The following is a 17,655-nucleotide window of genomic DNA, read 5'->3' as shown; positions in this document are numbered from 1 at the left end:
TGGCGGGCGGGCGTTGCGGCGGGGTGGGCGGGCCGGCGGCCGGGTCGGAGGCGGGCGGGTGCCGTGCGCGGCGGGTGCGCATCCGGACGGGGCGCGGCGGGCGGTTGGCCGGCGGCCGGGCGGTGGATCCGGGCGGGTGGTGTGGCCGGGTGGGCGCGCGGTGGCCGGGTGCGTGCGCGGCGGGGTGCGGAGCCGGGTGGGCGCGCGGCGGCCGGGCGGTGTGGTGCCTGGGTGGGCGCCGGACCGGGGCCGTGCCGGGCGGTGTCCGGTGGCGGGCCTCGGCCGGGACCGGGGACCTCGCCCGAGTCGCAGTCGTCCCCCGCACGGTGCCCGGCCGGGGCTGCCGGGGCCATGCAAGGTGCCGGCCCCCGGCCGGGGCGTGCCCTGCCCGGGTGGGCGCCCGCGCCGGGACGCGCTGCCCGGCCGGGCCCGGGAGCCGGGCAGACACCATGCCGCGTCGGCGACCGGGCGTGGGCCCGGCGTACCTCTCCAGCCTTCTCCGCGTTTCGTTGTTTTAAGGAAGTGACTGTGACCAGCACGGATACCGTGACGGCCGAGAGCCGGGGGGCCGCGGTGCTCCTCGACCGGACCCGTACCGTCGTCACCCCCCAGTTGCGCTCCACCGTGGAGACGCTGCCCGGGTCGATACGCCGCGTGGCGATGTACCACTTCGGCTGGGAGGAGCCCGACGGCACACCCGCCGCCGGGCAGGCGGGCAAGGCGATCCGGCCCGCGCTCGTGCTCGCCGCCGCACGGGCCCTCGGCGGTGAGCCGCACACCGCCGTCCGGGCGGCCGCCGCCGTGGAGCTCGCGCACAACTTCACGCTGCTCCACGACGACATCGTCGACGAGGACCCCACCCGCCGGAGCAGGCCCACCGCCTGGACCGTCTTCGGCATGCCGGACGCACTGATCGCCGGCGACGCCATGCTCGCCCTGGCGCTGCGGCTGCTCGCCGAGGACCGGCATGCGGCGGCGGCCGCCGCCTCCGCCCGGCTCGCCTCCTGCGTGATCGAGCTGTGCGCCGGCCAGCAGGCGGACTGCGCCTTCGAGGGGCGGGGGCCGCACGAGGTGTCGCTCGACGAGTGCCTCGCCATGGCGACCGCCAAGACGGGCGCGCTGCTCGGTTGCGCGTGCGCCCTGGGCGCGCTCTACGCGGGCGCGGACGAGGCGGAGGTCGCGGCGATGGACGCGTTCGGACGGGAGGCGGGCCTGGCGTTCCAGCTCATCGACGATCTGATCGGCATCTGGGGGGACCCGGAACGCACGGGCAAGCCCGCCGGAGCGGACCTGGCCGCCCGCAAGAAGTCGCTGCCCGTGGTCGCCGCCCTGGGCTCCGGCACGCCCGCCGGTGCGGAACTGGCGGAGCTGTACGGACGGCCCGGTCTGGACGGTGCCGGAGTGCGGCGTGCGGCGGACGCCGTGGAACGGGCGGGGGGACGTGACTGGGCGCAGGCGGAGGCGGCCGACCGGATGGCACGCGCGGTGCAACAGCTGTCGAGGGCGGTGCCGGACCTGTCGGCGGCCGGGGACCTGCTGGCGCTCGCGGAGTTCGTGACCCGTCGCACCCGCTGACCCGTCGCACGCGATAAACCCGGCGTATGCGATGAACCCGGCGTACGCGCCACCAGGCGTACGCGCCGCCGTCCAGGCGTACGCGCCGGCCGGGCGCCGACCCGGCCGCGTGCCCGTCCGGTCGCGGGCCCGCCCGGCGGTGCCGGGGACTAGCGGGCGGGCACGATCCGGTTCACCACCATTTCCACGACGCGGTCCAGGTCCTCCTCGGAGAGCACCCCGGGCAGGGTGAAGTGCTCCAGCAGCAGACCCGTCATGGCCAGGTACAGAGCCAGCACGGTGTCCGCGTCCCCCGGCAGCCCCGCCGCGAGGTGGAAGCGGACGTTCTCGTCGAGGTCGGCGCGGACCGCCCGGGTCAGCTCCGCCTGGAGGGCGGGGCGCCGGGTGGCCTCCAGCCGCAGCTCCAGCATGGCCAGATAGCCGGTGCGTTCCGCCGCGATGCGCCGTACCAGCCACTTCATCAGCTCGGTGACCAGCTCGCGGCTCGGTTCCGGCCGCATCGCCGCGTCGACCTTCTCGGGTGCGGGGACCATCCGTGCGTGAATCCGGGTCCCGGCCTGGGTGAGCAGGTCGTCGCGGTTGGCGAAGTAGTTGGACGACGTCCCCGCCGGTACCCCGGCCTGGGCGTCCACGGCCCGGAAGGTCAGCCCGCGGGCTCCGTCCCGGGCCAGCACGTCGATGGCGGCGTCCAGCAGCGCCGTCCTGCGTTCCGGATTCCTCGCCATGCGGCGGCCTCCTGAAAATGCCCTTGCTCAACCACTACGCCTGGAGCACTATAGCCGTCGTGGTTACGGCTTCCGCAGCCATGGCATCTGACCATCCGCAGAACGGGGGACTCCCACATGCGCAAGCTCACCTACTTCGTCGCCTGCTCGATCGACGGCTTCATAGGCGACCCGGACGGTGACGCCGGCTCCTTCATGCGGTTCGTCGACGGCGACTACCTGACGTTCCTCACCACCGAGTACCCCGACACCATCCCGGCGGAGGGCCGGAAGGCCCTGGGTCTGGAGGCCGTGGCGAACAGGCACTTCGACGCGGTCGTCCAGGGCCGCGGCAGTTACCAGGTCGGCCTCGACGCCGGCCTGCCCAGCCCGTACGGCCATCTTCGCGAGTTCGTCGCCTCCCGCACCATCGAGAAGTCCCCGCACCCCAACGTGGAGATCATCGCCGACGATCCCGTCGGCCGGATCCGGGAGCTCAAGGCGGAGGAGAGCGAGTACGGCATCTGGCTCTGCGGTGGCTCCGGGATCGCCGGTGAACTCGTCGACGAGATCGACGAACTCGTGATCAAGACGTACCCGCAGGTGTACGGCTCCGGCATGCCGATGTTCGGCTCCGGCTTCGCCATCACCGACTTCACGCTGGACTCCGTGCGCGCCTTCGGTGACGGTGTCGTGGTGCGCTGGTACAGCAGGAAGCGGTGACCGTCCGGCGCGGGACGCCCGACCGCCCGCGGCTCGCGGTCCGTGACCCGTCTCCTCCGTCGCCCGTGGTCCGTAGTCCGTGGTCGGACGGTATGAGCGGCCGGCCCGCGGGCGTCCTGTCGGTACGTCTGCGAGGTGACGCGAGATCCTCGGGGCGCGGGCGCCCGCCCGGCAGCCTCGGCCTGCCCGTGATCGCGCCGCGCGCCGGCGCCGCCGGGGCGGGGCGGGCGGACGAGCCGGGCAAGAGCGCCGAGACCGGCCGAAGTCCGGCTCCGGGGTGACCGGCTGCACCTCGGAGGCGGTCCTAGCGCTACAGTCCGCGCCATGTCATCGGAGTCGACGGAAGTCTGGACCGGCTGGTACCGGGACCGCCGTGGTGCGGAAGCGATCGCGATCACGGCGGACGGGCGGCGGATCGCCACCCGTATCAGGGGCGTGGAGTACGCGGGCCGGAGCTTTGGCGGGCTGCGTGCGGCGGAGGAGAACGGCGGCCTGCCCTTGGCCGGCTGCGTACTGGAGTGGGACCTGCCGCTACCGGTCCTCATCGACGGTGCCACCCAACAAGCCACCCTCAGCTGCCTGTTGGCACTGGGTGAAGCCCTGTCCGACGGCTCACCCGAGCGAGTGGATCTTCAGCTGAACCTGCACTGCGGGGGAGCGGCGTACGAGTCGGGCCTCGCCGGCGGCGACTTCGACCAGGCCCTCGACCGCATCCTGCGTCAGCTGCCCCCCGGCACCCGGTTCGGCCGCTCGTTCCCGGAGGGCGCGGAGGCTGCTGCCTGACGCCTGACGCCTGACGCCTGACGCCTGACGCCTGACGCCTGACGCCCCGCGTTCGGCGTTTCCGGCGTCCGGCGCCCGGGTATCCCGTCGGTCCGGTACCCACCGGGCGGGGCGGCGGGATCGCCGCCCCGCCCGGCGGAGACCTGCGGGCCGCTAGGAGACCCTGGCCAGGGCCGCTGCCAGGCCGTTGCGCCACAGGTAGTCGACGCGGGCGCGCTCCTGGGAGTTGGGCTGGGCGTTCTGGCACGACGGGCCGGGCCCGCCCCCGGACATCAGCTCGCTGCACGGGCCGGAGTAGTGGTCAGGCAGGCCCAGGACGTGACCGGTCTCGTGGGCGGTGACGCGGGTGGAGTTGTAGATCTGGTTCTGCCGGTGGTCGAGGAAGATGTAACCCCGGCCGTGGCCGTCGGTGCTGGCGTACGAACCGCGGGAGTCGTTGCCCTCGTAGTACCGGAAGTCGGGGTTGCTGCCCTCCTGGAGCTTCACGTTGCCGACGGAGCTGTTCCAGATCTGCGTGGAGCGGGCTATCTGGGTGCGGAAGCTCGGCGCGTTGGCCGCCGAGTAGACGACGGTGACGGCCTGGGCGCCGGGGTTGGCGGCACGCTTCTCGGCGACCGACTCCATGACGGCCTCGAAGAAGGCCCGGTTCGCCTTGGCGTCCTCGGCGGAACCGGCGTACGCCGCGTAGGAGGCAGGCGCGGGGGCGGGGGCGGGGGCCGTGGGGGCGGCGGTGGCGGTCGCGGCCGGGACGGCGGCCAGGGCGGCGGCGAGGCTCAGGGCAGCGGCCAGCGCGGCCTTGGGGTGTCTCATGGGGGGCTCCTCGTGTCCTGAACGGCTGGGTGGGCCGTTCGGTTGGGGAGAGTGTCGGGGAGCCGGAGGCCCGCGGGGATGATGCCAACGGGCGATAGCACCGGCGCATCACCCGGCTCTCAAGTCCCTTGCCGTATCTGGTGGTACGACCGTCAACCGTCCTACCCTCGGGGCATGGAGCTGGAGGTGAGGCACCTGCGGGCGCTGTGCGCCATCGCGGACACGGGCAGCCTGCACAAGGCGGCCCGCCTGCTCGGCGTCAGCCAGCCGTCCCTGACCACCCAGCTGCGGCGCATCGAACACGCCCTGGGCGCCGAGCTGTTCGCGCGCGAGCGGACCGGCTGCCGCCCCACGCCGCTGGGCCACGCCGTCCTGAGCCGCGCCCGCCCCCTCGTGGCCCAGATGGCCCTGCTCGTCACCGAGACCAGGTCGGCCGCCGCCCGCGCCGACGGCGCCCGGCTGCGGGTCGGCTCCACCGCCAGCCGGGCGCTGGCCGGCTGGCTGCGCCGGCTGAGGGACCGGCTGCCCGGCACGGACATCACGCTGCACATGGACGTCTCGGCGGGCGCCCTCCTGCGGGCGCTGGCGGCCGGCCGGCTCGACGTGGCCTTCGTCCACGAGGTCGAGGGCTGCCCGCTGCGCGTCCCGGACGGACTGGAGCGGCGCGTACTGGTCGAGCGGGAGCCCCAGTTCATCTCCATGGCCCGGGACCACCCGGCCGCCGCCGCGCCGGTCGTGGAGCTCGCCGACCTGGCCCACGACCGCTGGATGGTCGACCCGACCGTGGACGGCGAGTGGGACGGACTGCGCCGGGTGCTCGGCGCGGCCGGGATCGACCCGCCCGTCCTGCACGGCGACTACCACACGGCGGCGTCGCTCATCGTGGCCGGTGAGGTGGTGGCACCCTGCCAGCCGACGTCGGGGCCGCGCGACGACATGGCGATACGGCCGTTACGGGGCGACCCGCTGGCGGTCCGCCTGCTGCTGTACAGCCGCCCCCGGACGGACACCGACGCGGGACACGCGGAACCGGCGTACGCGGACCTCGCGGCCGCCTACCGCGAGGCGGCGCTGCGCACCTCGGCGTACCGGCAGTGGCTGCTGCGCCACGGAAGCCCCCTGGCACAGGCCGTCTGACCCCCACGGAAGGCACCCATGCTCCCCACGCCCCTCGCCCTCACCGACGGCGCGGTCGTGCTGCGCGAGTGGACGGACGCCGACATCCCCGCCATGAGCGAGCTGTTCGACGAACCCGCCGTCACCCACCGCACGCCCCTCGCCTCCCCCTTCGACGAGGCCGCGGCGACCGCGTACCTGACGATGATCCGCCGCACCCGCGCCGACGGCACCCGCCTCCACCTGGCCATCACCGAGGACGGCGGCGCACCGCTCGGCGAGGTCCTGCTCGGCACCGTCCAGGGCGCCGTCGGGTACGCCGTCGGCGCCGCGTATCGCGGCCGGGGCCTCGCCACCCGTGCCACCCGCCTGCTGACCGGCCACGCCCATGAAGCGCTGGGGCTGCGGCGGGTGATCCTGCGGATCGAGCCGGACAACCGCGCGAGCGCGGCCGTCGCCCGCGCGGCCGGCTTCCGCCTCACCGGCGAGCCGCCCGAGACGGTACGGAGCAACGGCCGCACCCACGCGCTCCTGACCTGGGCCCACGAGTGCCCTGCGGCCGCTACCCCTTGAGGTTGTCCAGCGTCGCGCGGGTGTCCGCCTCCAGCATCGCCCGCACCTCCTGCTCGGTCGGCGGCGTCGCCTTGTCGTCGGGGCCGCCGCCGAACCAGCTCCACCTCATCTCGAAGGTGAACCAGCCGTCCCGTACGGCCAGCGTCATGCCGCCGAGCCCGTCCTTGTCGGGACCGCGCTTCTCGGTCACCAGGTACGCCTCGTCGCCGAGCCCCTCGACCGGCTCGGTCTCGTACGTGTACGTCTTGTCCGACCTGTCCTCGTGGGACAGCTGGAGCGACGCGAACTCGCCCGTCGGGTCGGTGACCTTGTGCCATTCGGCCCGGGCCGACACGTAGATGCTCGTCAGCGAGTCCTCGTCGGCCTCGCGGTCCTTGAGGCCGTGGCTGCAGTAGCTCTGGTCCAAGCCCTTCTGCCGGGAGGCGAAGCCGTTGTCCGAGTCGGTCTCCTTCTCCAGCGCGTACCGCTTGCCGAAGGCGTCCAGGGCCGTGCTCCCGCACATGTCGTCCGGGTACCGGTGCCCCGCGAAGTCCGCCTCGCTCCCGCCGAGCGTCCCGGTCGCGAACAGCGCCCCCGCCCACACGGCCGAGGCCACCACCACGCCCCCGAGCGCCCACAGCCACCCCGGCACCGGCTTGCGACCGCCACTACCGCCCGCACCCGGCGGAACCGGCGGAACGGGCGGCTGGACCGGGCCGTAGGGCGGCTGGGGCTGGGCGTACGGATTGGGCTGCTGCGGAGGGATGTGCTGGTAGGGAGGCTGCTGGTACGGGTTGGGTGTTGACATGGACGCAATCTATCCGGGGGCGGCAGCCGTGCCCGGACCGCCCGTTGCCGGCCGGCCGGCGGCCGTCTTCCCGAGCACGTCACCGCAAACAGGAACGCACCCGGTCCCTCAGGGGCGCCGGGTTGCGGCGGCCTGACGGACCGGGTGCGGACAGAGACCCGGCGATCAGAAAGATCGCGGGTCGAAGGGCTGATGCGGAATCAGGCCTTCTTGGTCTCCCAGAAGATCTTGTCGATCTGCGCGATGTAGTCGAGCGCCTTCTGGCCCGTCGCCGGGTCGGTCGACGCCTTGGCGGCCGAGAGGGCCTTCAGGGCGTCGTTGACCAGCTGGTGCAGCTCGGGGTACTTCTCGAAGTGCGGCGGCTTGAAGTAGTCGCTCCACAGCACCGAGACGTGGTGCTTGGCGAGCTCCGCGCGCTGCTCCTTGATGACCGTGGCGCGGGCCTGGAAGTGCGGGTCCTCGTTCGCCTGCATCTTCTCCTGGGTGGCCTTGACGGACTCGGCCTCGATGCGGGCCTGGGCCGGGTCGTAGACACCGCAGGGGAGGTCGCAGTGCGCGCTGACCTTCACCTTCGGGGCAAACAGGCGGGAGAGCATTGAGCTGTCCTTCCTCGTGATCGTCTTCTCAGGTGGGACATTACTCCGTGAGGGATGGGATTACGCGGGTGCCCCCATGGGCTTACGACAAAAGTCCAGGGTGACCATGGGACTCGTGGAGGAAGGTCCAGGACGGTTCAGGAGGTGTGCCGGATGACGGAGCGGGGCGGGGAGCGGGGGGAGGGCGACCCCGGACGGAAGGCGCCGTTCGGAGTCGCGGAGGTGACCGGGCCGTCGATGGTGCCCACCCTGCACCACGGTGACCAGCTGCTGGTGCACTACGGGGCGCCGCTGCGGGCCGGGGACGTGGCGGTGCTGCGGCATCCGCTGCAGCAGGACCTGCTCATCGTGAAACGGCTCGTGGAGCGGCGTGACGGCGGCTGGTGGGTGCTCGGCGACAACCGGGCCGCCGAGGCCGTGGACAGCCGGGCCTTCGGCCCCGTGCCCGAGGACCTGGTGCTGGGACGGGTGCGGGCGCGGTACCGGGGTATACGGCCCGGGCGTCAGCGGTCGGTCGGCGTGGTGCTCTCCTGGCTGGTGTCCGCGGTGCGGCCGGTGCTCGCCGACCGTTCCGTCTCCAGGCGCTTGCGGGCCCGGTAGGCGGCGACGTTCGCGCGGGTGGCGCAGCGGTCCGAGCAGTAGCGGCGGGACCGGTTGGTGGAGGTGTCCAGGTACGCGTTGCGGCACGGTGCCGCCTGGCACAGGCCGAGCCGGTCGGCGCCGAACTCGGTCAGGTGGAACGCCAGGCCCATCGCGGCGATGGCCGCGTATCCGGCGGTGGCGTTGGACGGGTGGTCCGTGAGGTGCATGTGCCAGCGGGGCCGGCCCTCGTCGTCCAGGAAGTCGTGTCCGGAGATCTGCGGGCTGACCGGGAACTCCAGCAGCAGGGAGTTGAGAAGGTCCACGGCCTGCGTCTGGTCGCCGGAGTCGGCCGCGGTGAAGACCGCCCGCAGCCGTGCCCGTACCGAACGGAACCGGGTGACGTCCGCGTCGGTCGCGCGCCGGGCCATCTGCGAGACCTCGCCGAACAAGTCGCGGACCGCTTCCACGGAGGTGAGTGAGTCCTTGTTGCGCGCCGGCTCCTCGGTGTTCACCAGACGTACGGCGTAGTCCGAGTAATAGGCCAGTTCCACTTGTAGTCCTTACGGCGGCGGTCTAGGGTCGGGAACAGAACGGGTAACGGACAGGTCTGATACGAGGGTATTACGGAGGTCGTGGTGACGGAGACGACTGCGGGAACCGACTGGCGGGCCTGGCAGGACAGCTGGGACCGGCAGCAGGAGTGGTACATGCCCGACCGCGAGGAGCGGTTCCGGGTCATGCTCGACATGGTCGAGGCGTTCACCGGCCCCGCGCCGAGGGTCCTCGACCTCGCGTGCGGTACGGGAAGTATCACGAAGAGGCTCTTCGACCGGTTCCCGGACGCGGTCAGCACGGGCGTCGACCTCGACCCGGCGCTCCTCGCCATCGCCGAGGGGTACTTCGCCGGCGACGAGCGGGTGACCTTCGTACGGGCCGACCTCAAGGACCCGGCGTGGGTCGAGGCGCTGCCGTACGACTCGTACGACGCCGTCCTCACCGCCACCGCCCTGCACTGGCTGCGCGTCGAGCCCCTGACCGCGCTGTACGGGCAGCTCGGCGGGCTCGTCCGGGAAGGCGGCGTCTTCATGAACGCCGACCACGTGCGGGACGAGGCCACCCCCCGGATCAACGCCGCCGAGCGCGCCCACCGGCACGCCGTCATGGACCGCGCCAAGGTCGGCGGCGCCCTCGACTGGGCCGCCTGGTGGGACCTGGCCGCCAAGGACCCGGTCCTCGCCGCGCCGACCGCCGAGCGGTTCGCCATCTACGGCGAGCACGCCGAGGGCGACACGCCCTCGCTGGACTGGCACACGCGCACCCTGAGGGAGGCCGGTTTCGCGGAGGCGAGGGCCGTGTGGTCGTCGCCCTGCGACGCGCTGGTGCTGGCGCTGAAGTAGTCCGCGGCCGGCGCCGAAGCGGCCCGCCTCATGGGAAGGGGCGGTACGGGTCCTCCCGTACCGCCCCTTCACGCGTCCGCTACAGCACCTTCGACAGGAACGCCTTCGTCCGTTCGTGCTGCGGGTCGGTCAGGACGTCACGCGGGTGACCGGACTCGACCACCACACCGCCGTCCATGAACACCAGCGAGTCGCCGACCTCACGGGCGAACCCCATCTCGTGCGTGACGACGACCATCGTCATGCCCGACTCGGCCAGGTCGCGCATCACGTCCAGCACGTCGCCCACCAGCTCCGGGTCGAGCGCCGACGTCGGCTCGTCGAAGAGCATCAGCTTCGGCTCCATCGCCAGCGCCCGGGCGATCGCCACGCGCTGCTGCTGGCCACCGGAGAGCTGGGTGGGGTAGTTGCCGGACTTGTCGCCCAGCCCCACCCGGTCCAGCAGCTTCAGCGCGCGCTCGCGGGCCACGGCCTTGGACTCGCCCTTGACCTGGACCGGGGCCTCCATGACGTTCTCGACGGCCGTCATGTGCGGGAACAGGTTGAAGCGCTGGAAGACCATGCCGATGTCCCGGCGCTTGAGCGCGACCTCGCTGTCCTTCAGCTCGTACAGCTTGTCGCCCTTCTGGCGGTAGCCGACGAGCTCGCCGTCGACGTACAGCCGCCCGGCGCTGACCTTCTCCAGGTGGTTGATGCACCGGAGGAAGGTGGACTTGCCGGAGCCGGACGGGCCGATGAGGCAGAACACCTCACCCGGCGCCACCTCCAGGTCGATCCCCTTGAGGATGTGGGCCGTGCCGTAGGACTTGTGCACGCCCTCGGCCTTCACCATGGCGGTCATGCGGCACCTCCCGCGGCCGGTCGGTTGGTCAGGGAGAGCACGTTCGCCTTGACTTTCTGGAAGACGGTGGGCGGCAGCTGGCGCGAGGAGCCGCGTGCGTAGTAGCGCTCCAGGTAGTACTGGCCCACGCTGAGGATCGAGGTCAGGATCAGGTACCAGGCGGCAGCGAGGAAGAGCATCTCCACCGGGGCGCCGGACGTCTGGCCGATGTCCTGGGCGTTGCGCAGCAACTCGTAGTACTGCACGGCCGCCACCAGTGAGGTCGTCTTCAGCATGTTGATGACCTCGTTGCCCGTGGGCGGCACGATCACGCGCATGGCCTGCGGGATGACGATTCGGCGCAGCGTCTTGCCCTGGCTCATGCCGAGGGCGTGGGAAGCCTCGGTCTGACCCTCGTCGACCGCGAGGAGACCGGCGCGGCAGATCTCGGCCATGTACGCGGCCTCGTTCAGGCCCAGGCCGAGCAGCGCCGTCAGGAACGGCGTCATGAAGTCGGCCCACTCGTCCTTGTAGACCGGGCCGAGGTTGATGTACTCGAAGACCAGGCCCAGGTTGAACCAGACGAAGAGCTGGACCAGAACCGGCGTGCCCCGGAAGAACCAGATGTAGAACCAGGCGATCGACGAGGTCACCGGGTTCTTCGACAGCCGCATCACCGCGAGGACGATGCCGCCGACGATGCCGATCGCCATCGACAGGACGGTCAGCAGGAGGGTCTGTCCCATGCCTTCGACGATCCGGTCGTCGAAGAAGTAGTCGGGGACGGCGCCCCAGTTGATCTTGCCTTGCGCGAAGGCGTAGATGATTGCGGCGAAGAGCGCGAGAGCGACGACGGCGGTGACGTACCGGCCGTAGTGCCGGACGGGGATTGCCTTGATGGCTTCCGGTCCGGCGGGCGGCGTGGCGTCCTCCGGGCCCGTCTTCTTGATGTCAGTGGTCAAGGTGGTGCCTTTCAGGGACCTACGTGGCGCTGGTGGCCGGGGATCAGGAACCGCCGTTGATCTTGGCCTCGGTCACCGCACCGGCGGCGACACCCCACTTGTCCAGGATCTTCTTGTAGTCGCCGTTGGCGATGACCGCGTCCATCGCGGCCTTGATCGCGTCACGCAGCTGGGTGTTGCCCTTGGCGACGGCGATGCCGTACGGCGCGGCCTCGACCTGCGGGCCCACGACCTGGAAGTCGTTCCCGCCACCCGAGGTCTTGACCGTGTACGCCGCGACCGGGAAGTCCGCGGAGCCGGCGTCGGCGCCACCGGCACGCAGCCGGGTCTGGGCCTGCTGGTCGGTGTCGAACGCCTCGATCGCGATCTTGCCCTTCTTCGCCTTCACGCACCGCGCGGACTCGGCCTTGGCCAGGTCCTCGGAGACGGTGCCGCGCTGCACGACCAGCTTCTTGCCGCACAGGTCGGCCCAGGTCCTGATGCCCTTGTCGGCGCCCTTCTTGGTGTAGATCGACACACCGGCGTGGAAGTAGTCGACGAAGTCGACGCCCTCGCCCACCTTCTTCTTGGTCTCCGAGTCGATGCCCTGCTGGCGGTCCTTGGTGTCCGTCATCGCCGACATCGCGATGTCGTAGCGCTTGGCGCGCAGACCCGTGATCAGGGTGTCGAAGGTGCCGTTCTCGAACACCAGCCGTACCCCGAGCTGCTTGCTCATGGCCTCGGCGAGGTCCGGATCGATGCCGACCGTCTTGCCGTCCTTGTCCTTGAATTCGACAGGGGCGTACGCGATGTCCGAGCCGACCTTGATCTCACCCTTGTCGCGGATGGCCTGGGGCAGCCGGTCGGCGAGCGGAGCGGCGATGGCAGGCCGGCCGGAGGCCTGGTCCGTCTTGACAGGCTTATCGGTCTGGTCACCGCAGGCGGTCAGCAGCATGGAGCCGGCGACCGCGATCGCGGCGACCGCGGCTATCCGGGACGTCCGGGGCGTCCCGGGCTTCGCGGCGGTCGTACAGCGGGTGGTGCTTGCGGTCATGGTCGGGTTCCTCCGGCGGGTGAGGGAGTTGCCAAAGCGGTCGCGCACGCACCATCGGGTGCTTCGACCGCGTGTGATTACGGCATCTTGCCATTCGGACTGGCCCGAACAGGGGGCCGCGCATGTCAAAATCGGGTAACGGGACACCCCCGAACCCCAACAGGCCGGTACATCAAGGCCGGACCTTCTGCGGGGTTACCTTCTTCCGGCCGGAAAATCTCCGGTTGATCTCGTCATTCGGACGCGATAGCGGCCGCAAAGCGGCCCGCGTACTGACTTGTCCAGATATCCGGCTATGAGTCATGTCACCGGATTCCGGCTGCGGCCGGGGTCGAGGCTCATATGAGATACCGACTCGTCGACAGAGCGGTCCGTCCGGTAAGAAGGATCCTTACACCCCTCATCCGGGGCTCAGGGCGCGTGTGCGGCGCGCCCGACGCGTACGTACCTCCCCTGCCCGGGCGGGCCAACCGCCTGACGCAGGCACGGACGCGGTGCCCGCCCACCCCTCCTCAACCAGGAGTGGCCACCCTCGAACGAAATGACTTAAGGGGTCAACAAATGGCAGCGGAGATCGTCAATCCTCGCAGCGACAGTGACAACAGCACCGAGAGTGCCGCCGACGAGCCCTTCGATCCGGCGTTCGCCCTGCATCGCGGCGGCAAGATGGCCGTCCAGGCCACCGTTCCGGTGCGCGACAAGGACGACCTGTCCCTCGCGTACACGCCCGGCGTCGCCAAGGTGTGCAGCGCCATCGCCGAGCGGCCGGAGCTCGTGCACGACTACACCTGGAAGTCCCAGGTCGTCGCCGTCGTGACGGACGGTACGGCCGTGCTCGGACTCGGTGACATCGGCCCGGAGGCCTCCCTCCCGGTCATGGAGGGGAAGGCGATCCTCTTCAAGCAGTTCGGCGGCGTGGACGCGGTGCCCATCGCGCTCGCCACGACCGACACGGACGAGATCGTGGACACCGTCGTCCGCCTCGCCCCGTCCTTCGGCGGCGTGAACCTGGAGGACATCTCGGCGCCCCGGTGCTTCGAGATCGAGCGCAAGCTCCAGGAGCGGCTCGACATCCCGGTCTTCCACGACGACCAGCACGGCACCGCCGTGGTCACCCTGGCGGCCCTGCGGAACGCCGCGAAGCTCACCGGACGGGGCCTCGGTGACCTGCGCGCCGTGATCTCCGGCGCCGGCGCGGCCGGTGTGGCCATCGCCAAGTTCCTGCTGGAGGCCGGCCTCGGCGACGTGGCGGTCGCGGACCGCAAGGGCCTCGTCAGCCGGGACCGTGAGGACCTCACGCCCGTGAAGCGTGAGCTCGCGGAGCTCACCAACCGCGCCGGGCTCTCCGGCTCCCTGGAGAGCGCGCTGGCCGGCGCGGACGTCTTCATCGGCGTCTCCGGCGGTACGGTGCCGGAGCCGGCGATCGCGTCGATGGCGCCGGGCGCCTTCGTCTTCGCGATGGCCAACCCGAACCCGGAGGTCCACCCCGACGTCGCGCACAAGTACGCGGCCGTCGTGGCCACCGGCCGCTCGGACTACCCGAACCAGATCAACAACGTGCTCGCCTTCCCCGGCATCTTCGCCGGCGCCCTCCAGGTGCGGGCCTCCCGCATCACCGAGGGCATGAAGATCGCGGCCGCCAACGCGCTGGCGGACGTCGTCGGCGACCGGCTGGCCGCCGACTACGTGATCCCGTCGCCGTTCGACGAGCGGGTCGCCCCGGCGGTCACCGCCGCCGTCGCCGCCGCCGCCCGCGCGGAGGGCGTCGCCCGCCGCTGACCCCCGGCCGGCCGCCCGCCTTGAAGGGCCCCGTTCCGACCCCCTCGGGGAGCGGGACGGGGCCCTTCGGCGTCCCCCCGGTCCTGGACTTTCCGCAGGGATCCTTGGACTGCCCGCCCAATGTTCGCCACGGCTCTTCCGGAGGTTCACACGCGGCTGCTGTGATGCGCGCGCCGCCCCGTACGGGGCGGCGGCAGCAGAGAGGAGGCGCCGCGTGAACCTGGTCGTCAACGGAGACGCCGAGAGCGGTCCCGGAGGTACCGCAGAGCCGGTCGGGACGGTCACCGGCTGGCGGGTCGTGCAGGGCGCGCCCGCCCTCGTCGCGTACACCCTCGGCGGCGGTTACCCCACCGCCTCCGACCCCGGCCCCGCCCGGCGCGGGAGCCGGTTCTTCACCGGCGGGAACGCCCCCCGCACCGCACTGCTCCAGGACATCGCCCTGCCCGCCACCGGCACCACCGGCCAGGCGGCGGTCGACGCCGGCCAGGTGCGGTACACGGTGAGCGCCTGGCTCGGCGGCTACGCGTCCCAGGAGGACGGCGCCCGGCTGTCGGTGGAGTTCCGGGACGGCAGGGGCACCCCGGTCGCGCTCAGCGTGCTGGGGCCGGTGACGGCGGCGGAACGCAAGGGGCGCACGGGGCTGCTGGAGCGTACGGCCGGGGCCCTCGTACCGCCCGGCGCCCGTACCGCGCGCGTGCTCCTCGTCCTCACCCGCACCGGCGGCGGCACGTCGAACGACGGCTACGCGGACGCCATCACGCTCACGCTCACGGGGGTACGGCCATGACGCTCGACCGACGCAACCTGCTCAAGGCCGCCGGCGCGGCCGGTGCGCTGAACGTGGTGTGGCCGCTCAGCGCCGGCCTCTCGCCCGCCCGGGCGCGTGAGGCCGCCGAGGCGCTCGGCGCGGACTACGACCCGGCGCCCTTCACCCTCGGGGTCGCCTCCGGGGACCCCCAGCCGTCGGGCGTCGTGCTGTGGACGCGCCTCGCGCCCGAGCCGCTCGCCGCCGAGCAGCAACTGCCCGAGGTCGTCGAGGTGGAGTGGGTGGTGGCGGAGGACCAGGCGCTGAGCCGGATCGTGGCCCGGGGTACGGCGCCCGCCTCCGCGACGCTCGGCCACAGCGTCCACGTGCCCGTGAGCGGGCTGGGCGCCGGACGCCACTACTGGTACGCCTTCAAGGCCCTCGGGAAGACCAGCCGGGTCGGCAGGACGAAGACCGCGCCGGTCGGCAGTGTCGCGCGGGTACGGTTCGCCGCCGCCAACTGCCAGGCGTTCCACGACGGCTACTACGCCGCCCACCGGGGCATCGCCCGCGAGGACGTCGACTTCGTGGTGCACCTCGGCGACTACATCTACGAGCACGGCCCGGTCGGCGGCGACCACGTGCGGGACCACGAGGGTCCCGCCGTACTCACGCTCGCCGACTACCGCCGCCGCCACGCCCTGTACAAGGGCGACGCCTCCCTGCGCGAGGCGCACGCCGCGCACCCCTGGTTCCTCACCTGGGACGACCACGAGGTCGCCAACGACTACAGCGGTACGGGCGGCGGGGCGCCGTTCCTCCAGCGGCGGGCGGCGGCGTACCAGGCCTGGTACGAGAACATGCCGCACCGGGACGCCTCCGCCACCTCCGCGCTGCCCGACCCGGAGATCCACCGCGTCCGCCGCTGGGGCGACCTGCTGGAGCTGACCGTCCTCGACCTGCGCTCCTACCGGTCGGCGCAGAACCTGGCCGACGGCACCATCCTGGGCGCCGGACAGAAGTCCTGGCTCAAGGGCACCATCGACCGGGCGCCCGACACCTGGCACGTGTGGGCCAACTCGATCATGCTGAGCCAGCTGCGGGGCCGGCCGGGCGGCCCGTACATGTTCACCGACCAGTGGGACGGCTTCCTCGCCGAGCGCGAGGAGGTGCTGAGCCACGTCCACACCAGCGGCCTCGAAGACCTCGTCGTCATCACCGGCGACTGGCACTCGGCGTTCGTCGACGACATCCGGACCGACTTCGACGACACCTCCTCGCCGCTCGTCGGCACCGAGTTCACCGCACACTCGGTGACCTCGGGCGCGTACTCCGCCGACTGGAACGCGGCCAACGGCCCCCTCATGGGCAAGGCCAACCCGCACCTGAAGTACTTCGAGGGCAACCGGTACGGCTACGACGTCTACGAGGTCACACCGCAGCGGTTCAGCGCCCATATGCGGGTGATCGCCGACCGTCGCGACCCGGTCTCACCCGTCTCCACGCTCACCACCTTCCACGTGGACCGGGGCCGGCCGGGCTCGTACGAGGACCCGGCGACGAAGAACAGCCCCGCGCAGTGGCGCCGGGACTGACCCGGGGGCGGGAGGGGGACTGACGTACGTCACACCGGTGCGCGGTACCGCCGCGCGCCGGTCCGCCCTAACCTCAAGGTCATGTTCGCTGCCTACGCCGCCCGAATCGACCGCGACCAGCCCCTGAACGGCCTTGAGCTGGGCGAACGCCCCGCTCCCGAGGTGCGCCCCGGCTGGACCACCGTCACCGTCAAGGCCGCCTCCCTCAACCACCACGACCTGTGGTCGCTGCGCGGGGTCGGGCTCGGCGAGGACAAGCTGCCGATGATCCTCGGCTGTGACGCCGCCGGCCTCGACGAGGACGGCAACGAGGTCGTCGTCCACTCCGTCATCGGCCAGACCGGCCACGGCGTCGGTCCCGACGAGCCCCGCTCCATCCTGACCGAGCGCTACCAGGGCACGTTCGCCGAGAAGGTCACCGTCCCCGTCTGGAACGTGCTGCCCAAGCCGAAGGAGCTCTCCTTCGCGGAGGCCGCCTGCCTGCCGACCGCCTGGCTCACCGCGTACCGCATGCTCTTCACCAACGCGGGCGTACGCCCCGGTGACTCCGTCCTCGTGCAGGGCGCGGGCGGCGGGGTCGCCACGGCCGCGATCGTCCTCGGCAAGGCGGCCGGGCTGCGGGTCTTCGCCACCAGCCGCGACGAGGCCAAGCGCAAGCGCGCGATCGAGCTGGGCGCGGTCGAGGCGTACGAGCCGGGCGCCCGGCTGCCGCAGCGGGTGGACGCCGTGATCGAGACCGTCGGCGCGGCCACCTGGTCGCACTCGGTCAAGTCGCTGCGGCCGGGCGGCACGCTGGTGATCTCCGGTGCGACGAGCGGTGACCGGCCCTCGCACGCCGAGCTGACCCGCATCTTCTTCCTGGAGCTCAAGGTCGTCGGCTCGACGATGGGCTCGAAGGACGAGCTGGAGGACCTGCTCGCGTTCTGCGCGGCGACGGGCGTGCGGCCGGTGATCGACGAGGTGCTGCCGCTGGACCGGGCGCGGGAGGGGTTCGAGAAGATGGCGGCCGGTGACCTCTTCGGAAAGATTGTCCTGACCGCCTCTTGATGGACTGTCAGCTCCGCTGATGGGATCT

19 protein-coding genes are annotated in these 17,655 nt (G+C 72.0%); 11 read left to right on the top strand and 8 right to left on the bottom strand.

The window, feature by feature from the left end; translation table 11 throughout:
- Positions 1–522: 522 nt before the first annotated feature.
- Positions 523–1,575 (top strand): family 2 encapsulin nanocompartment cargo protein polyprenyl transferase, encoded by a 1,053-nt coding sequence (locus ABD347_RS26350; RefSeq protein ID WP_344365824.1) that lies wholly within the window; start codon positions 523–525, stop codon positions 1,573–1,575.
- A gap of 149 nt (positions 1,576–1,724) precedes the next feature.
- Here ABD347_RS26350 and ABD347_RS26345 read toward each other — a convergent pair whose 3' ends face one another.
- Positions 1,725–2,300: a TetR/AcrR family transcriptional regulator gene (locus ABD347_RS26345; protein WP_344365821.1), complete on the bottom strand. Its 576-nt coding sequence runs from the start codon at positions 2,298–2,300 to the stop codon at positions 1,725–1,727.
- A gap of 117 nt (positions 2,301–2,417) precedes the next feature.
- Between ABD347_RS26345 and ABD347_RS26340 the strand changes: the two genes are divergently transcribed.
- Both ABD347_RS26340 and ABD347_RS26335 read left to right on the top strand, forming a co-directional pair.
- Positions 2,418–3,002, top strand: a complete 585-nt coding sequence (locus tag ABD347_RS26340; protein ID WP_344365818.1) for a dihydrofolate reductase family protein — start codon at positions 2,418–2,420, stop codon at positions 3,000–3,002.
- 324 nt (positions 3,003–3,326) lie between these two features.
- A complete protein-coding gene (locus ABD347_RS26335) occupies positions 3,327–3,785 on the top strand; it encodes a DUF6304 family protein (RefSeq protein ID WP_344365815.1) in 459 nt (152 codons plus the stop codon).
- A 153-nt stretch (positions 3,786–3,938) separates the two neighbouring features.
- Here the strand turns inward: ABD347_RS26335 and snpA are convergent, their stop codons facing one another.
- Positions 3,939–4,595 carry a snapalysin gene (snpA, locus tag ABD347_RS26330; protein WP_344365812.1) on the bottom strand — a complete coding sequence of 219 codons (657 nt, stop codon included), beginning with the start codon at positions 4,593–4,595 and terminating at the stop codon, positions 3,939–3,941.
- A 174-nt stretch (positions 4,596–4,769) separates the two neighbouring features.
- Here snpA and ABD347_RS26325 point away from each other — a divergent pair, with 174 nt between their 5' ends.
- Positions 4,770–5,732: a LysR family transcriptional regulator gene (locus ABD347_RS26325; RefSeq protein ID WP_344365810.1), complete on the top strand. Its 963-nt coding sequence runs from the start codon at positions 4,770–4,772 to the stop codon at positions 5,730–5,732.
- Between the two features lie 18 nt (positions 5,733–5,750).
- Positions 5,751–6,284, top strand: coding sequence for a GNAT family N-acetyltransferase (locus ABD347_RS26320; RefSeq protein ID WP_344365807.1), 534 nt, complete (start codon positions 5,751–5,753; stop codon positions 6,282–6,284).
- Here ABD347_RS26320 and ABD347_RS26315 read toward each other — a convergent pair.
- Both ABD347_RS26315 and sodN read right to left on the bottom strand, forming a co-directional pair.
- A complete protein-coding gene (locus ABD347_RS26315; RefSeq protein ID WP_344365806.1) occupies positions 6,274–7,071 on the bottom strand; it encodes a hypothetical protein in 798 nt (265 codons plus the stop codon). The two genes, ABD347_RS26320 and ABD347_RS26315, sit on opposite strands and share 11 nt — an antisense overlap.
- A 200-nt stretch (positions 7,072–7,271) precedes the next feature.
- Positions 7,272–7,667, bottom strand: a complete 396-nt coding sequence (gene sodN, locus ABD347_RS26310) for a superoxide dismutase, Ni (RefSeq protein ID WP_344365804.1) — start codon at positions 7,665–7,667, stop codon at positions 7,272–7,274.
- Between the two features lie 153 nt (positions 7,668–7,820).
- On the opposite strand from sodN, the gene sodX reads away from it, so the two are divergent.
- Positions 7,821–8,267, top strand: coding sequence for a nickel-type superoxide dismutase maturation protease (gene sodX / locus ABD347_RS26305; protein WP_344365802.1), 447 nt, complete (start codon positions 7,821–7,823; stop codon positions 8,265–8,267).
- Here the strand turns inward: sodX and ABD347_RS26300 are convergent.
- Positions 8,171–8,800 (bottom strand): CGNR zinc finger domain-containing protein, encoded by a 630-nt coding sequence (locus ABD347_RS26300; RefSeq protein WP_344365799.1) that lies wholly within the window; start codon positions 8,798–8,800, stop codon positions 8,171–8,173. The genes sodX and ABD347_RS26300 overlap by 97 nt on opposite strands.
- Before the next feature lie 84 nt (positions 8,801–8,884).
- Here ABD347_RS26300 and ABD347_RS26295 point away from each other — a divergent pair, with 84 nt between their 5' ends.
- Positions 8,885–9,646 carry a class I SAM-dependent methyltransferase gene (locus ABD347_RS26295; protein ID WP_344365798.1) on the top strand — a complete coding sequence of 254 codons (762 nt, stop codon included), beginning with the start codon at positions 8,885–8,887 and terminating at the stop codon, positions 9,644–9,646.
- A 79-nt stretch (positions 9,647–9,725) separates the two neighbouring features.
- On the opposite strand, the gene ABD347_RS26290 is transcribed toward ABD347_RS26295, so the two are convergent.
- From ABD347_RS26290 to ABD347_RS26280, 3 genes are read right to left on the bottom strand one after another with little or no spacing between them, the layout of a single operon-like run.
- Positions 9,726–10,487: an amino acid ABC transporter ATP-binding protein gene (locus tag ABD347_RS26290; RefSeq protein ID WP_344365797.1), complete on the bottom strand. Its 762-nt coding sequence runs from the start codon at positions 10,485–10,487 to the stop codon at positions 9,726–9,728.
- Positions 10,484–11,428, bottom strand: a complete 945-nt coding sequence (locus ABD347_RS26285; protein WP_344365796.1) for an amino acid ABC transporter permease — start codon at positions 11,426–11,428, stop codon at positions 10,484–10,486. The genes ABD347_RS26290 and ABD347_RS26285 overlap by 4 nt, the downstream gene beginning before the upstream one ends.
- Before the next feature lie 43 nt (positions 11,429–11,471).
- Positions 11,472–12,461: an ABC transporter substrate-binding protein gene (locus ABD347_RS26280; RefSeq protein WP_344365793.1), complete on the bottom strand. Its 990-nt coding sequence runs from the start codon at positions 12,459–12,461 to the stop codon at positions 11,472–11,474.
- A 561-nt stretch (positions 12,462–13,022) separates the two neighbouring features.
- On the opposite strand from ABD347_RS26280, the gene ABD347_RS26275 reads away from it, so the two are divergent.
- The 4 genes from ABD347_RS26275 (at position 13,023) to ABD347_RS26260 (ending at position 17,627) form a co-directional block, all read left to right on the top strand.
- Positions 13,023–14,240, top strand: a complete 1,218-nt coding sequence (locus ABD347_RS26275) for an NAD(P)-dependent malic enzyme (RefSeq protein ID WP_344365790.1) — start codon at positions 13,023–13,025, stop codon at positions 14,238–14,240.
- 214 nt (positions 14,241–14,454) lie between these two features.
- The gene (locus ABD347_RS26270; protein WP_344365787.1) at positions 14,455–15,027 is read left to right on the top strand and encodes a phosphoesterase; all 573 of its coding nucleotides are present in this window, start codon (positions 14,455–14,457) and stop codon (positions 15,025–15,027) included.
- Complete coding sequence (locus tag ABD347_RS26265) at positions 15,024–16,580, top strand: alkaline phosphatase D family protein (protein ID WP_344365786.1); 1,557 nt, start codon at positions 15,024–15,026, stop codon at positions 16,578–16,580. The genes ABD347_RS26270 and ABD347_RS26265 overlap by 4 nt, the downstream gene beginning before the upstream one ends.
- An 81-nt stretch (positions 16,581–16,661) precedes the next feature.
- Positions 16,662–17,627: a zinc-binding dehydrogenase gene (locus ABD347_RS26260; RefSeq protein ID WP_344365783.1), complete on the top strand. Its 966-nt coding sequence runs from the start codon at positions 16,662–16,664 to the stop codon at positions 17,625–17,627.
- The last annotated feature ends 28 nt before the right edge of the window (positions 17,628–17,655 follow it).

The sequence above is a fragment of the Streptomyces gobitricini genome (assembly GCF_039532985.1).
GTDB lineage: Bacteria > Actinomycetota > Actinomycetes > Streptomycetales > Streptomycetaceae > Streptomyces > Streptomyces gobitricini.
The sequence above is the reverse complement of the archived record's forward strand: the minus strand, read 5'-3'. Positions and strand labels throughout refer to the sequence as shown.

Coding starts and splice junctions, on each gene's coding strand:
- ABD347_RS26345 (WP_344365821.1), bottom strand. CDS start 2,300: ATGGCGAGGAATCCGGAACGCAGGACGGCGCTGCTGGACGCCGCCATC.
- ABD347_RS26340 (WP_344365818.1), top strand. CDS start 2,418: ATGCGCAAGCTCACCTACTTCGTCGCCTGCTCGATCGACGGCTTCATA.
- ABD347_RS26335 (WP_344365815.1), top strand. CDS start 3,327: ATGTCATCGGAGTCGACGGAAGTCTGGACCGGCTGGTACCGGGACCGC.
- snpA (WP_344365812.1), bottom strand. CDS start 4,595: ATGAGACACCCCAAGGCCGCGCTGGCCGCTGCCCTGAGCCTCGCCGCC.
- ABD347_RS26325 (WP_344365810.1), top strand. CDS start 4,770: ATGGAGCTGGAGGTGAGGCACCTGCGGGCGCTGTGCGCCATCGCGGAC.
- ABD347_RS26320 (WP_344365807.1), top strand. CDS start 5,751: ATGCTCCCCACGCCCCTCGCCCTCACCGACGGCGCGGTCGTGCTGCGC.
- ABD347_RS26315 (WP_344365806.1), bottom strand. CDS start 7,071: ATGTCAACACCCAACCCGTACCAGCAGCCTCCCTACCAGCACATCCCT.
- sodN (WP_344365804.1), bottom strand. CDS start 7,667: ATGCTCTCCCGCCTGTTTGCCCCGAAGGTGAAGGTCAGCGCGCACTGC.
- sodX (WP_344365802.1), top strand. CDS start 7,821: ATGACGGAGCGGGGCGGGGAGCGGGGGGAGGGCGACCCCGGACGGAAG.
- ABD347_RS26290 (WP_344365797.1), bottom strand. CDS start 10,487: ATGACCGCCATGGTGAAGGCCGAGGGCGTGCACAAGTCCTACGGCACG.
- ABD347_RS26280 (WP_344365793.1), bottom strand. CDS start 12,461: ATGACCGCAAGCACCACCCGCTGTACGACCGCCGCGAAGCCCGGGACG.
- ABD347_RS26275 (WP_344365790.1), top strand. CDS start 13,023: ATGGCAGCGGAGATCGTCAATCCTCGCAGCGACAGTGACAACAGCACC.
- ABD347_RS26265 (WP_344365786.1), top strand. CDS start 15,024: ATGACGCTCGACCGACGCAACCTGCTCAAGGCCGCCGGCGCGGCCGGT.
- ABD347_RS26260 (WP_344365783.1), top strand. CDS start 16,662: ATGTTCGCTGCCTACGCCGCCCGAATCGACCGCGACCAGCCCCTGAAC.